Annotated in this window: 15 protein-coding genes; 5 read left to right on the top strand and 10 right to left on the bottom strand. The window is 39.0% G+C overall.

All coding sequences use genetic code 11. The annotated features are described in order from the left end of the window. Positions 1-8: 8 nt before the first annotated feature. Positions 9-377, bottom strand: coding sequence for a hypothetical protein (locus IEE83_RS04935; protein ID WP_194119506.1), 369 nt, complete (start codon positions 375-377; stop codon positions 9-11). A gap of 247 nt (positions 378-624) precedes the next feature. Here IEE83_RS04935 and IEE83_RS04930 point away from each other — a divergent pair, with 247 nt between their 5' ends. Continuing rightward, positions 625-855: a hypothetical protein gene (locus IEE83_RS04930; RefSeq protein WP_194119505.1), complete on the top strand. Its 231-nt coding sequence runs from the start codon at positions 625-627 to the stop codon at positions 853-855. Between the two features lie 72 nt (positions 856-927). Here the strand turns inward: IEE83_RS04930 and IEE83_RS04925 are convergent, their stop codons facing one another. The 5 genes from IEE83_RS04925 to IEE83_RS04905 form a co-directional block, all read right to left on the bottom strand. Next, a complete protein-coding gene (locus IEE83_RS04925; RefSeq protein WP_228101678.1) occupies positions 928-2,673 on the bottom strand; it encodes a glycoside hydrolase family 9 protein in 1,746 nt (581 codons plus the stop codon). Between the two features lie 161 nt (positions 2,674-2,834). Continuing rightward, a complete protein-coding gene (locus tag IEE83_RS04920) occupies positions 2,835-3,248 on the bottom strand; it encodes a Dabb family protein (RefSeq protein ID WP_194119504.1) in 414 nt (137 codons plus the stop codon). Between the two features lie 27 nt (positions 3,249-3,275). Further along, positions 3,276-3,698 (bottom strand): type II toxin-antitoxin system VapC family toxin, encoded by a 423-nt coding sequence (locus IEE83_RS04915; RefSeq protein ID WP_194119503.1) that lies wholly within the window; start codon positions 3,696-3,698, stop codon positions 3,276-3,278. Position 3,699: 1 nt separating this feature from the next. Next, positions 3,700-3,945 carry a DUF6364 family protein gene (locus IEE83_RS04910; protein ID WP_194119502.1) on the bottom strand — a complete coding sequence of 82 codons (246 nt, stop codon included), beginning with the start codon at positions 3,943-3,945 and terminating at the stop codon, positions 3,700-3,702. Positions 3,946-4,025: 80 nt separating this feature from the next. Beyond that, complete coding sequence (locus tag IEE83_RS04905) at positions 4,026-4,571, bottom strand: DUF1697 domain-containing protein (RefSeq protein ID WP_194119501.1); 546 nt, start codon at positions 4,569-4,571, stop codon at positions 4,026-4,028. Positions 4,572-4,682: 111 nt separating this feature from the next. Here IEE83_RS04905 and IEE83_RS04900 point away from each other — a divergent pair, with 111 nt between their 5' ends. Next, positions 4,683-5,123, top strand: a complete 441-nt coding sequence (locus tag IEE83_RS04900; protein WP_194119500.1) for a cupin domain-containing protein — start codon at positions 4,683-4,685, stop codon at positions 5,121-5,123. A gap of 15 nt (positions 5,124-5,138) precedes the next feature. Here the strand turns inward: IEE83_RS04900 and IEE83_RS04895 are convergent, their stop codons facing one another. Next, on the bottom strand, positions 5,139-5,963 hold the full coding sequence (locus IEE83_RS04895) for a hypothetical protein (RefSeq protein WP_194119499.1): 825 nt from the start codon (positions 5,961-5,963) through the stop codon (positions 5,139-5,141). A gap of 182 nt (positions 5,964-6,145) precedes the next feature. On the opposite strand from IEE83_RS04895, the gene IEE83_RS04890 reads away from it, so the two are divergent. Together IEE83_RS04890 and IEE83_RS04885 are read left to right on the top strand one after the other, a co-directional pair. Then, positions 6,146-7,288, top strand: coding sequence for a DEAD/DEAH box helicase (locus IEE83_RS04890; protein WP_194119498.1), 1,143 nt, complete (start codon positions 6,146-6,148; stop codon positions 7,286-7,288). 18 nt (positions 7,289-7,306) lie between these two features. Next, a complete protein-coding gene (locus IEE83_RS04885) occupies positions 7,307-7,612 on the top strand; it encodes a rhodanese-like domain-containing protein (RefSeq protein WP_194119497.1) in 306 nt (101 codons plus the stop codon). A gap of 225 nt (positions 7,613-7,837) precedes the next feature. Here IEE83_RS04885 and dapF read toward each other — a convergent pair whose 3' ends face one another. Next, positions 7,838-8,617: a diaminopimelate epimerase gene (gene dapF / locus IEE83_RS04880; RefSeq protein WP_194119496.1), complete on the bottom strand. Its 780-nt coding sequence runs from the start codon at positions 8,615-8,617 to the stop codon at positions 7,838-7,840. 154 nt (positions 8,618-8,771) lie between these two features. Then, positions 8,772-9,137: a 50S ribosomal protein L19 gene (gene rplS, locus IEE83_RS04875; protein WP_090335074.1), complete on the bottom strand. Its 366-nt coding sequence runs from the start codon at positions 9,135-9,137 to the stop codon at positions 8,772-8,774. Between the two features lie 247 nt (positions 9,138-9,384). On the opposite strand from rplS, the gene IEE83_RS04870 reads away from it, so the two are divergent. Continuing rightward, on the top strand, positions 9,385-10,866 hold the full coding sequence (locus IEE83_RS04870) for an NAD(P)H-hydrate dehydratase (RefSeq protein WP_194119495.1): 1,482 nt from the start codon (positions 9,385-9,387) through the stop codon (positions 10,864-10,866). Between the two features lie 179 nt (positions 10,867-11,045). Here the strand turns inward: IEE83_RS04870 and feoB are convergent, their stop codons facing one another. Further along, entirely contained in the window at positions 11,046-13,178 is a 2,133-nt protein-coding gene (gene feoB / locus IEE83_RS04865; protein ID WP_194119494.1) for a ferrous iron transport protein B, read from the bottom strand. Between the last annotated feature and the right edge of the window lie 15 nt (positions 13,179-13,193).

The raw sequence follows: 13,193 nt of genomic DNA, 5'->3' as shown, positions 1-13,193 counted from the left end.
TTCAGCCTTTATTGGGGCCAGATAATTCTTTTTTTACCAGAGGCATCAAATAATTTTTCACGAAATTCCTTTGTTTCAGCTTCGGTAAATTTGCTCATATCCAGTTTTGTGCCGTCGCAATAATAATTAACGCAGCCAGAACAGGACCAATAACTCACATAATAGTTAAATACAGATTTTCCGTTCCACTCAAAAAGAGTAACCGTGGTGATGTTTTCCTCATGTTTATCTTTTGCCTTTTTAATCAGATCTGTCAGCCACGAAAGTTCAGTTACAGGATTGTTTACGCCACATGCAGCTATGTCAATGGACGTTTTATTTTTCTTGCAGGAAAAAAGGAACAAAAACCCGAATAAAAGTAGTGCAGAGATTTTCATAGCAGACTGGTTTTATTTTTCTGTAAGACTTAAAAAGATCTTAAATGGTTGTAAAACAAGTCTATAAATTAAATTTCAAATTCAATCAACCAGAATTATTATTTGAAATATTCTCAAATTTCAACCATTTCAAATTGTAGAATTAAATAATCAGTCAAAACAATTTCAAGCGCTTATTAACTTCTATTCATCCCAACCTGGCAAAGGAACAATTATTGAAGTATGTTTTGAAAAACCACTTACAATTATGGGCAAAGAACATAAAAATACGAACGTAGAAGGGGGATCACCATCGCGCTCCGGTCCAAAAAATCCGGAGAACGATTCTGTTTTACAGGAAGATGACAGCAAAAGATCTTCAAAAGAAATAAAAAAGGAAGCAATCAATGAATCGGAAAGTGAAAATATGACCAACAAAAAAGGTTATAACGAAACAGATCCGAATGTGCCGGTGAAAACTGTAAAAGATACTTTGTAATACTATTACCAAAAGAAAATGACACCAAAATTTGGTGTCATTTTCTTTTGTATTTTGCTTTAAAATCAGAAATTACTTACCATACAAAGCCTCAATTGCTACGGCTACATAGACAAACGGAGCATTCCAGTTAATCGCGATTTCGTTGGAAGCATATGAGCAATCCGCATCCAGAAAGGATTCATCTGCAAAATTATTAGGGTAACCGGCGCATTTATCCTGTTGTCCCGGATTAGGTCCGCCGGATAAAAGTCCCGGAACCGGCTCCAAAATTCCATCAGCAATAGACGGACGATGATGCGGATGCATCACCTGTTTTGATCCGTAACCTGTTAGAAAAGAATATCCTGTGGCATTTCTACCAAGTATATAATCCAGATTGCCCAAAGCTGCGCCAAGATATTTTTTGTTTTTAGTCAGCTTATATGCCTGAATCAATGCAATTCCCTGATTGGAGGCAACGGCATTACTTCCCCAGGCAAAATCTTTCGCATTTTTGCCCATTACAGTTTGATAAGGCTGCTTTTCCAAATCGATAAGAAGATCATCAGAAAAATCTATAACGCTTTTTTTGATAGAACGCAGATATTGCTGATCGACAGCGCCAAGCTGTTTTTCATTTCTAATCATGGTATAATAAGCCAGCGCTTTTACCTGGCTCCACGAAGGAAGCGGCATAGGTTTATCCGTTCCAAATGAGATATTTTTCAGATAGGATTCATCTTTTGTCAGGATATACATTTCGCTCGCAGCCCAGATCAATTCGTCACTTCCATCCTTGTCTTCATAGGCACCCGTAACAACGTCCGGATCAAATGTTTTATTCATTTCATTCTGGCGATATTCAAGAGAAGGATTTTTAATTGTATACGCCCAGGCTTTCAACGCAGCTGTTTTACAGGAATCAGCAAGTCCGGGCAATTCTTTCTCAAAGCGCTTAAAAACCCTGGCAGATTGCGCCATAACTGCCGCAAAATCCAGCGTGGCAATGGTATTTTTCTGAACCACATATCTCGGGTTTTTACACGCTTCCGGCATGATCATTCCGTCAAATCTTGGATTTGTCAGTTTGTGATACACACCCCCATCACCCGGATCCTGCATGGTTATCATCCAGCGAAGATTCCACAAAACCTCATCCAGCAAATCAGGAACAGCATTATTACTTTCAGGAATATTGGTTTTCAGGTTTTTAAAATAATCAGGAAAGTCTTCGTAAACCGACAATAATGTAGCCATCGTTATTCCTGAATTGACAATGTATTTGTTGTAATCGCCGGCATCATACCAACCTTTGGGCGAACTTATGACGGTACCTTCCGGTCTTCCAGGCGAAACGGCAGATGGATGAATTAATATTTTATCGTCCGGATGGCCTTCGGCGCGGGCCCATTTCCCGGCAAATTTTTCGGGTAATGCCACGGAAGCTCTTTGGTAATAATATCCGCGAATAGCCGCGACCGCTATTTTCTTATGAATTTCAGGCTGGATATCGAAAGCATAGGAAATTCCAGCTTTTGGTACTTCCAAAACATAATTACCGGATTTTTGAAAGGCGGAAAAATCAGCAATTCTCCCGGCTTTACCTGAATATGGACTTTTACGAACTTCTCCAAGTTTCCCGGTAAAAACGACCTTTTTTGATCCGGAATCTTTCAAAACAAAATCGCTATTTTCTTCTCCCAAAACCACTGCAATTTTAGTAGCGCCGGGATAAAAGCCGATTTGATTCAGATGGATATTTTCAGGTGATGATTGTCCCTGTGAGCAATTTGCCAGCAAACAAAGAAGCAGAGAATAATAATATATATTTTTCAAAACTGAATACGGATTTTATTTATTTTCTAAAAATTACAAGCTGGGAAACTAAGAACAGACAGAGAAATTCATACTCGTAAAAGTTAAATATCCACCGATTTAAACAAAAAAACAGGCAACCTGCGATTACCTGTTTTGGATTATCTTTATTAAATCAATTTCTAGGATAATTTCTTAGGTCCTACGGAATCATAGATTACAACTTTTTCCCATAAATGCGCATAGTCCCGACGGAATTCGTCGTGGATCGGATGTGTCTGATAAAGTTCTTCTTCAATAATATTTTTGAAAAAACACATCCACGAAAAAGTATAATCTCTCACAATGACAGAACGACTTGTTGATGCCGGTTTGCCGATATTGACAAACTGTATCTGTGGTACTTTTGCAAGTTTTTTCAATCCTTCCAAAAGTTTAGCCTCATCCTGAGCATTATTTGGATCTTTCAGATAAAAAAGAACGTGATGTATAAAAAGCTCACTGGCTCTTTCCGGCTCCTCCGTAAGTGGCGAAATCGATACCAATGAAGCCAATCCGGCATTTTGTAAAAATTTGCGTCTTGATGAATCTTCCATGATTTGGGTGTAAGTGGATAAATTATTTCAATTATTCTCCCTGATCTTTAAATAACTATCAGGTGTCAGCACAGCCATTTTACTATTTTTGTAATCCTTAACATTCCTGGTGATCAGAACATGTATCTCACTGTAATCAGCAGTTGAAAAATTCTGTAAAGCATCTTCAAAATCTGAAAAGTCAGAATTCAAAGCTTGTAACACAGTATTTTTTCCCATTGTAAGTACATCAGTAATTTGAAATAACAGTTTAAGCTTATCTATTACGTAGCTATGACTGGCCGTTCTCTTCAGCAAATAATAGACATTGCTGTATGTCAGTGGTGTCACAAATCCTTTAATTTCACCAGATTCCAGCAATGAAAATATCTTTACGGCATTATCAGAAAATGGATGACGGTCAAAGAAAAAATCTAAGATTATATCTGTATCAATTAAGACTTTCCTCACTCTACAAATATTTTTCGGATAAACCTTTTACTAATTCTTCTTTGTAATCAAAGTCTGCTGGTGCCTTAAATGATCCACGTAAAGCTTTGACAATAGGCGTTAATTCTATTTGTTTTTCTGGATCTGCAATTACAGCTTTTAAATAGTTTTCTACAAGATCCGACAAACTCCTACCCTCTTGCCTGGCATATCTTTTAGCTTGGTCAATAACTGAATCTTCGATGGTTAATGTCAATTTTGTGTTCATGCTATTGTTATTTATCGTCTAGCAATTTACCGAATTACACGTGCAAAAACAAAAATAAAAACACGTATGTTATCATTGAATTACATAAAAGTCATCGAAACCAACTCATTAACCGTTTTCCAATTCCTCGTTGTAGCAGTAACCTTTAATTTATTTTCAAAGAAATTATTGTTCAGTTTTGTCTTACCATAACCGTTTGGGCAAAAAAGATAAACTGTTTTTCCATCCAGAATCCATTCATCCGGTAGAAATTTTGCGGTTTCTCTTAATTTATCAACAAGATTATTCTCCGGAATTGCATTTAGAAACGTTACATGCAGTTTCGTCAAATCTTCATTTCGCCCGGTTAAAAATGGATTATGCTGCTGGACTTTTTTCAGCTCTTTCTCATCCAAAACAATTACAGGAACTGAGAAAGAAAAGGTTTTTTGAATTTTGTCATGAATTGTTTTTTCAAGATCCTGATCACTTTTCGGTTCTGCATTAAAAACAATATTTCCACTTTGGATATAGGTGCGGACATTTTCAAATGGCAGTTCTTCAAACATTTTTTTGAGATCCGCCATTTTTATTATTTTCTGTCCCGTGACATTTATTCCTCTTAAAATCGCTATATAAGTTTTCATTAATGTTATTTCGGATTATATCACGATCCCATTTACATTCAATAATACAATAGAAAAGTATAATTTATTCAAAAGCTCCTTCTTCACCTGCAACCAAATTAAATACAATTTATGATTACGAAACGAGATATTACCGTAGCAGCCGTGACGATGGGACTTACTATGTCTTTCGTTATTGGCGGATCAAAAATCAAGAATCTTGACTCTTCCATTTTTGACTGGAACGATATACCCGCAAAAGAAACCAAAACCGGTTCTGTACGTACATTTTTTCGCTCTTCAACAGCTACCCTTGACGAACTAGAATGTCATGTAACAACGCTTAACGCGGGTGAATCTTCGCATCCTCCGCACAAACACCCGGAAGAAGAAGTTATCATCATCAAAGAAGGAACGCTCGAAGCTTTGGTAAATGGAAACATGAAATGCGTTGGTCCGGGTTCAGTGGTTTTTCAGGCTTCCAACCAGATGCATTCCATCAAAAATGTTGGAAATAGTCCCGCAACTTATCATGTTTTCAGCTGGCATTCGCCTGGAACGATGAAAAAATAACGGTCGGAATATTAATTAAAATCTGAAACCAAAGTTGAACGCAAACTCACCAATTACCTGCAAATTACCATCAGAATAGAAAAATCCGGAAGATGAGTTTTGTCTGTCGAGATAACGCATGCCTAACCCGCCATTTATACCCAGATTAATCCTGGGCGTAATTTGAAAATTTAAATAGTTGTTTACCACCAGACCCAATCTGAAACTATCACTTTCGCGGGTATAATAGTAGCCGCCACCGCCATTAGGAACATACTCACTATATCTATTTTTAACAAAACCTGCGATAACATTGGGTCCAACAGCATAAGTGACTTTGCGCTGACCAAAAGGATAAATTTTCACCCCGGGCGAAATATAAAAGTTAGTAAAATATTTATTGTTTGACACAAAGTTTGGATCATAAACATTGTAGTCCTGAAAAATAAAAGAAACAGGGAGAATAATACCGACATACTGGCCTTCACCAACTATTCGTTCGTAACTAAATCCCAGTCCGGGCCCGGAATCCAATGCTTTAAAAGGGGAAATTGTTAAAATATTTCTACCATATTCCGTGTTATCAACTCTTTGCCGCACTGAGGGATCTTTTGCAACGGGACGGCCACTTATTACAAAAGTTTCACCATTGCCAAAGACGATGTGGCTGAGCTCAGCTTTACGAATTACAAATTTGGCGCTGTTAGGTTCAGGATTAATTTGGTATCGGACTTCTCTCACGCCCACTTCTGTTACCTTACCTTCAATAATGATTCCGTTTTTCTTAATCAGTTTATCCTGAGCTTGTAAAGAAAAAGCAAATCCCGCCAAAAATAGCAGCATTAAAATGGTTGTTTTCATGATCTTATTTTTAAATGGCTAATATAAATGCAAAGTAATCATAAAACGGTTACATCGAAAGCAAAACGTAATGAACGATAAAAAAGTGATTGCTGTTATCAACTGAACCTAAAAAGGTTTCAATACAATTCCGGCTCTGTTTATACTTAAACCTATACACATGGGCAGCTTAAAACAACCAAATGACATTTCAAGAATTAAACCTCATTGAGCCGATTACGAAGGCTCTGACAGAAGAAGGATACACAACTCCCACGCCAATTCAGGCAAAAGCGATACCTCTTATTTTACAACATAGAGATTTACTGGGTTGCGCACAGACAGGCACAGGAAAAACCGCAGCTTTTGCGATTCCAATGCTTCAGATATTAGAAGAAAAAGCAAAAAGTAAAAACGAAAAAGGGCCGATCCGGGCGCTTATTCTTACGCCAACACGTGAACTTGCGATCCAGATTGGCGAAAGTTTCTCAGCGTATGGCCGTTTTACAAATATTACGCATACCGTTATTTTTGGTGGCGTTGGCCAAAAACCGCAGACTGATGCGCTAAGAAGAGGTGTTGATGTACTAATTGCTACGCCAGGACGTTTACTGGATCTTATCAATCAGGGGTTTGTACATTTAAAACAACTGGAAATATTTGTTTTGGATGAAGCGGACCGTATGCTTGATATGGGTTTTGTGCATGATGTGAAAAAGATTTTACGTCTTTTACCTGCAAAACGCCAGTCGTTATTTTTCTCGGCTACGATGCCTCCGGTTATTATGACTTTGGCAGACACGATTCTTTCAAATCCTGCAAAAGTGGAAGTTACTCCGGTTTCTTCAACAGCCGATACGATTAAGCAATCTGTTTATTTTGTTGATAAATCAGATAAAAATAATCTGCTTTTACATATCCTGAATGATGATACGATTGCAACTGCGCTTGTTTTTACGAGAACAAAACATGGTGCCGATAAAGTTGTGAAGGTATTGCGCAAAGCGGGTGTGACATCTGAAGCTATTCACGGAAACAAATCACAAAATGCCCGTCAGAATGCTTTGAAGAATTTCAAAAGTCAGGCGACACGTGTTTTGGTAGCAACTGATATTGCGGCCCGTGGAATTGATGTAGATGATCTAACACACGTGATCAACTACGAAATCCCGAACATTCCTGAAACTTATGTACACAGAATTGGCCGTACAGGCCGTGCTGGTGCAAAAGGAACGGCATTTTCTTTCTGCGATCTGGATGAAAAAACATATTTGAAAGATATTCACAAACTGATCAATAAAAATATTCCGGTTGTTAAGGATCATCCTTATTCCAACGGAAGATAATTATCGTTGGATTGTCTTATGTACAAAAATACATATACCGATATCAGCCTTTCAGAAATGAATGAACTTCGAAAACAACCTGATTGTGTTGTAGTTGATGTTCGTGAAACCTGGGAATTTGAAGAATTTAATGAAGGTGGAATTAATATTCCCTTAGCCGAAATCCGACAGCAAAGAAATTTGCTGTCGGATTTTCAATACATCATTGTGTTATGCACAAATGGGGTAAGAAGTAAAGTTGCTGCACTGGATTTTTGTCGTGTTCCAGAATGGAATGACAAAAAGATTTTCCATTTGCATGGAGGAATTCTGGAAGCGGAATAAGCTAGCCCCGATTTGCAATCGGGGCTTTTATTGTTTCGCGTTTGCAACGCGAGACAAAAAATCTGCAAGGCAGCAAAAATATCCTAAATTCGTATAATTTAAAATGGGGTCATTTTGATATTGAGACCGTATTAATATTCTTCGTGTTTGTATCGCATATAATTTGGTCTCGCGTTACAAACGCGGGACCATGAAAGCACCGATTGCAAATCGGTGCCAGCGTTACTAAATATTTACACTTCCTTCAAAAACACGCACTGCCGGTCCGATTAAATAAATATCATCGAATTTGGCTTCGTCTTTTTCAAAATAATCAACCTGTAAGGTACCGCCCAACGTTTCCACGGTAACAGGCCCGTTCCATCCTTCACGTATATGCGCGGATAAAACACAAGCTGTTACACCCGTTCCGCATGAGTAAGTTTCATCTTCAACACCACGTTCGTACGTTCTCACACTTAAATGATTTTCACCAAGCAGCTGAACGAAATTAACATTTGTTCCGCCTAAGGGGCCAAATTTCGGACCATAGCGAACATCTTTTCCTATCTCAACAACTTCTGCTTCGTCAATATTATCAACATAAGTCACATAATGCGGTGAACCTGTATTCAGGAAATCATATGCGTCATGTCTTTCAACGCCATTAACGGGTCCCATTTTCAAACGGATAATTTCTTCCGTAGCAACACCTTCATGCAAACCGTCAACAGCAATAAAGGTAGTTTCCTTATCAAAAAGACCAAGATCATGCGCAAAGCGCACCACACAACGGCCGCCATTTCCGCACATACTACCTTCACGACCATCCGCATTGAAATAAACCATACGAAAATCATATCCTTCCGCATTTTCTAAAAGAATAAGTCCGTCCGATCCTATTCCGAAACGACGATGACAAAGTTTTTCAATCAATTCCTGTGAAGAAGGAAAAAATCCAGTGCGATTATCAATCATCACAAAATCATTTCCAGTACCTTGGTATTTAAAAAAAGGAAGTTCCATATTGGCTGTCAGCGATCGGCTTTCGGCAATCGTTTTATGGTTATTCTAAATTTACAACAAAGTGAAGTTGATTCTCAACTTTCAACTAAAACAACAAAACCCTGCAAAGAAAAGATTCTCTTGCAGGGTTTTTAATTTCGTCCGAAGAAATATCTTATGCCTTCGCTACTTTTAGCTCCTTAATACGAGCGGCTTTACCCTGACGGCCACGTAAGAAGAACAAACGAGCGCGACGCACCTTACCACGACGAATCAATTCGATTTTCGCGATAGATGGTGAAAGAATTGGGAAAACGCGTTCTACGGCAATTCCGTTAGATATTTTACGTACAGTGAAAGTTTCACCGCTTGAGCTCAGGTTACGGCGTTGCATAACTGTACCCTGAAACTGCTGGATACGTTCTTTGTTACCTTCTCTGATCTTTACGTGTACGTTGATCGTGTCGCCTGCTTTGAAAACAGGATACTCGGATGTACGATTTTCAATCGTAGCTTCTACGAGTTTAATAAGTTCGCTCATGACGATGCGTTATATATTTGATTAAAATAATTTCAGCTACTTCCAGCGGATGAGGTGACGCCCCTTCATTCAAAACAGCTTTTGCGAAAACGAGTGCAAAGCTAAGATTAATTCTTAATATCTGAAAGAGTTAGCCTAATTTTATCTAGTAAAACGAACATAATTTTACTGGAATAATATTAGTAAACAGTGAATTTTCAGACATCCCAACGTTTTTGACAGTTTAATTGAATTTCCTTTATTGATTATGAAAATATTAAATGTGAACCAGATCCGGGAAATGGATGCTGCGACGATACAAAATGAACCCATTTCTTCCTATAATTTAATGGAAAGAGCTTCCCTGGCTTTTGTCAAATGGTATGAAGAACGGTTTGATACAAAAAAATCAATTTCAGTTTTTTGCGGCAAAGGAAATAATGGCGGAGATGGATTGGCTATTTCGCGTATTCTGACTGGTAAAGGATACCATGTCCGGGTTTTTATTATTGAATATAGTAAAGATGCCTCCAAGGATTTCCAGCAAAATCTCGAAAAAGTTGAAACCCTCATTCAGATAAAATCAATCTTCGAACCGAATGCGATGCCTGATTTTGTGGACGACCATATCATTATTGACGCTCTTTTAGGTTCAGGATTATCGCGCCCGGTCAGTGGGCTATTGGAAGAAATAATAAAAAAAATCAATGAAGCACCCGGAACTATCATTTCCGTTGATATTGCGAGCGGATTATATGTAGATAAATCGAATGAAAAATCCGATACCATTATTAAGCCGGATCATACCGTAACTTTTCAACTTCCTAAACTGGCATTTATGATGCCACAAAATGCCGTATTTACCGGCGACTGGCATGTTGTGGATATTGGATTGGATAAAAAATTCATAGAAGATTCCGCCACACCTTATTATTTCACCGATCAATCAGCCGGCGACAAACTGGTGAAATCCAGAGAAAAATTTTCCCATAAAGGAACATTCGGACATGCTTTTATTTTGGCAGGAAGTTATGGTAAAATAGGTGCTGCCGTGCTTTCTTCCCGTGCTTGCGCGCATTCGGGTGCAGGGTTATTAACGGTGCATGTCCCCGAATGTGGTTATGAAATTATGCAGATATCACTACCAGAAGCCATGATCTCTGTTGACTCAAACCGAAATAACATTACTTCCTTTCCTGATTTGGAATCGTTTTCAGCGATCGGAATCGGACCAGGAATTGGTCAGGAACCTTTGACAGTAAGAGCATTGGATCAGCTTTTGGAACAAATAAAAGTTCCTTTGATCATTGATGCAGATGCATTAAATATTCTTTCCAAACATCCTGACTTACTGGATAAACTTCCAGCAAAAACAATTCTATCTCCGCATCCCAAAGAATTCCAGCGCCTGGCTGGTGAATCTGTCAACGAATTTGACAGACTTGAACTGGCCAGAAATTTTGCTGAAAAGTATAATGTAATAATTTGTCTGAAAGGTGCATATACAGCAGTTATTTTGACAAATGGAGATGTTCATTTCAATTCAACAGGAAATGCAGGAATGGCAACGGGTGGAAGCGGTGATGTTTTAACCGGGATTCTGACGTCATTATTAGCCCAAAAATATACACCAGAAAATGCCGCTATTTTTGGCGTTTACCAACACGGATTGGCGGGAGATAAGGCAGCTGAGAAAAAGACAAAAACTGCGATGATCGCTTCGGATATTATTGAGAATCTGGGCTGGTAAGTTTGTAACTTGAAAAGTCTTTCAGATTTATTCAAAAATCAGTTGATTAATAATGGACAGTTTTAATACCCGTCCGACGGCAGAAAAAGCCGTTGGACGGGTTCGAGCCTCCCGTGGGATGGCTTTTTCCGCCATCCCACGGGTAGCAAAATGCTCTATTATCTAAATAGAAAAACCACCTAACTCATAATCTGATAAACCACAAAAGCTGAAACATAAGCCAGCGCCATCAGATATCCCAATTGAATAAGCGGCCATTTCCAACCATGTGTTTCACGATATACAACAGCAATCGTACTCATACACATCATCGCGAAAACATAAAATATAAGAAGCGAGTAGCAGACGGCAGACGTATACATCGGCCCACCCTGATCATTTTTCTCCTGAACAAGTCTTTCTTTAACCGTCAATACATCTTCTGAATCTCCGCTGATACTATAAATCGTAGCCATGGTTCCAACAAAAACTTCTCTTGCAGCAAAAGATGCTAAAAGTGCAATTCCTATTTTCCAGTCGTAGCCTAATGGTCGGATAGCCGGTTCAATAAATCTTCCAAAATTCCCCGCGTAAGAACTTTCCAAACGAGCCGATGCAACAGCGGCAGCTACCTCCTGCTCAGGTGCATTTGGCATTGCACTTACCACTTTTTGTTCAGCCACTTCCATATGATCACCCGGACCGTATGATGACAAAACCCAGAGAATAATGGAAATCGCAAGAATAACCTTACCGGCTTCCAGCACAAAAGATTTCACGCTGTCGTACATCATAAAACCAACATGACCCCAACGTGGCATTTTAAAAGTTGGCATTTCAAGCATGAAATATCCCGGTTCTGTTCTTTTAATAAATAAAGACATCAACCAGGCCGAAGCCAGCGCTCCTACTAAACCTAAAAAGTATAATCCAAACAAAACCAGTCCCTGCATATTAAAAATGCCCAGAACTTTGGTTGACGGAATGATAAGCGCAATTAGAATACTATAAATGGGAAGTCTGGCCGAGCAGCTCATAATCGGCGTTACCAGAATAGTCAAAAGTCGCTCGTGGCGACTGCTGATACTTCTCGTTGTCATAATGGCGGGAACTGCGCAAGCTACACCGGAGATCAGCGGAACTACACTTCTCCCATTCAATCCAAAACGGCGCATGATTTTATCCATAATCACCATCACCCGGGCCATATATCCCGATTCTTCCAAAACAGAAACGAGTCCAAAAAGAATGGCAATTTGCGGAATAAAGATAATTACACCTCCGATTCCGGCCATGATTCCATCTGTCAGCAAATCATTCAAAACACCTTTTGGAAGAATTTCTTTTGTCCAGGCAATTAGCAGAGCCGTATTTTCATCAAGCCAATCCATCGGATAAGATGCCCAGGCAAAGATGGCCTGAAAAATCACCATTAGAATTACTGCAAATGTGACATAACCTAAAACCGGATGAAGAAGGATTTTATCCAGATTTCTTGTCCAAAGCGGCTGTTCCGTTACCCCTTCTGACTTGACAGATTTATCAACAATAGGCTTGATCGTTTCATATCTGGCAATGGTTTCATCTGCCAGAAAGCCCATTTCATCAAATTCGTATTTTTCAATAAGTGCATCCAGCTTTGCACGTACGGGCTGGGCAAGAAATGAAAAGTTATCATGCTGACAAACATATTGCAGGGCAACATAGTCATTATCAAGCTGATGTAATTCTCTCACTTCTTCAATCAGCGCCGGCTCATTTCCTTTCGGCTCGTAAAAATATTTCAGTTCAGGTTTTTCAGTTCTTTCAATAACCTGACGAACCGCTTGTTGCAAATTTGGAATTCCCTCTCCTGTTCTTGCATTTATTTTGACCACTGGTACTTTTAGCTGCATCGCAAGCCGAACGGCATTGACTGTCAGCCCCATGCTCGCGGCCACATCCAGCATATTTAAAGCCAGCACTGTTGGTATGCCAAGATCATTTATTTCGGTAAAAAGAAGAAGATTTCTTTGAAGATTTGACGCGTCAGCGACCACAACAACAGCCGCAGGATAATCAGGATGTTTGGGATTTGCAAGAATATCCATCACTACGCCTTCATCTGCCGATTTTGGATAAACGCTGTAAGTACCTGGTAAGTCTACAACAGTAACATCCAATTCCTGTTGCCCATTAGATCCCGATAAACGAAAGGTACCTGATTTCTTCTCAACGGTTACACCAGGAAAATTTCCCGTTTTTTGCCGTAAGCCTGTAAGCGCATTAAATAATGTTGATTTTCCCGCATTCGGGTTTCCTACGAGGGCAATTTTTATATTTTCTTGTTTCAATTGAAAAGCAAAATA

This window comes from Dyadobacter subterraneus (assembly GCF_015221875.1).
Classification (GTDB): Bacteria; Bacteroidota; Bacteroidia; order Cytophagales; family Spirosomataceae; genus Dyadobacter; species Dyadobacter subterraneus.
The sequence above is the reverse complement of the archived record's forward strand: the minus strand, read 5'-3'. Positions and strand labels throughout refer to the sequence as shown.

Bases quoted from the DNA above. Each gene is read 5' to 3' on its own strand.
- IEE83_RS04935 (WP_194119506.1), bottom strand. From the start codon at position 377: ATGAAAATCTCTGCACTACTTTTATTCGGGTTTTTGTTCCTTTTTTCC.
- IEE83_RS04930 (WP_194119505.1), top strand. From the start codon at position 625: ATGGGCAAAGAACATAAAAATACGAACGTAGAAGGGGGATCACCATCG.
- IEE83_RS04920 (WP_194119504.1), bottom strand. From the start codon at position 3,248: ATGGAAGATTCATCAAGACGCAAATTTTTACAAAATGCCGGATTGGCT.
- IEE83_RS04910 (WP_194119502.1), bottom strand. From the start codon at position 3,945: ATGAACACAAAATTGACATTAACCATCGAAGATTCAGTTATTGACCAA.
- IEE83_RS04905 (WP_194119501.1), bottom strand. From the start codon at position 4,571: ATGAAAACTTATATAGCGATTTTAAGAGGAATAAATGTCACGGGACAG.
- IEE83_RS04900 (WP_194119500.1), top strand. From the start codon at position 4,683: ATGATTACGAAACGAGATATTACCGTAGCAGCCGTGACGATGGGACTT.
- IEE83_RS04895 (WP_194119499.1), bottom strand. From the start codon at position 5,963: ATGAAAACAACCATTTTAATGCTGCTATTTTTGGCGGGATTTGCTTTT.
- IEE83_RS04890 (WP_194119498.1), top strand. From the start codon at position 6,146: ATGACATTTCAAGAATTAAACCTCATTGAGCCGATTACGAAGGCTCTG.
- IEE83_RS04885 (WP_194119497.1), top strand. From the start codon at position 7,307: ATGTACAAAAATACATATACCGATATCAGCCTTTCAGAAATGAATGAA.
- dapF (WP_194119496.1), bottom strand. From the start codon at position 8,617: ATGGAACTTCCTTTTTTTAAATACCAAGGTACTGGAAATGATTTTGTG.
- rplS (WP_090335074.1), bottom strand. From the start codon at position 9,137: ATGAGCGAACTTATTAAACTCGTAGAAGCTACGATTGAAAATCGTACA.
- IEE83_RS04870 (WP_194119495.1), top strand. From the start codon at position 9,385: ATGAAAATATTAAATGTGAACCAGATCCGGGAAATGGATGCTGCGACG.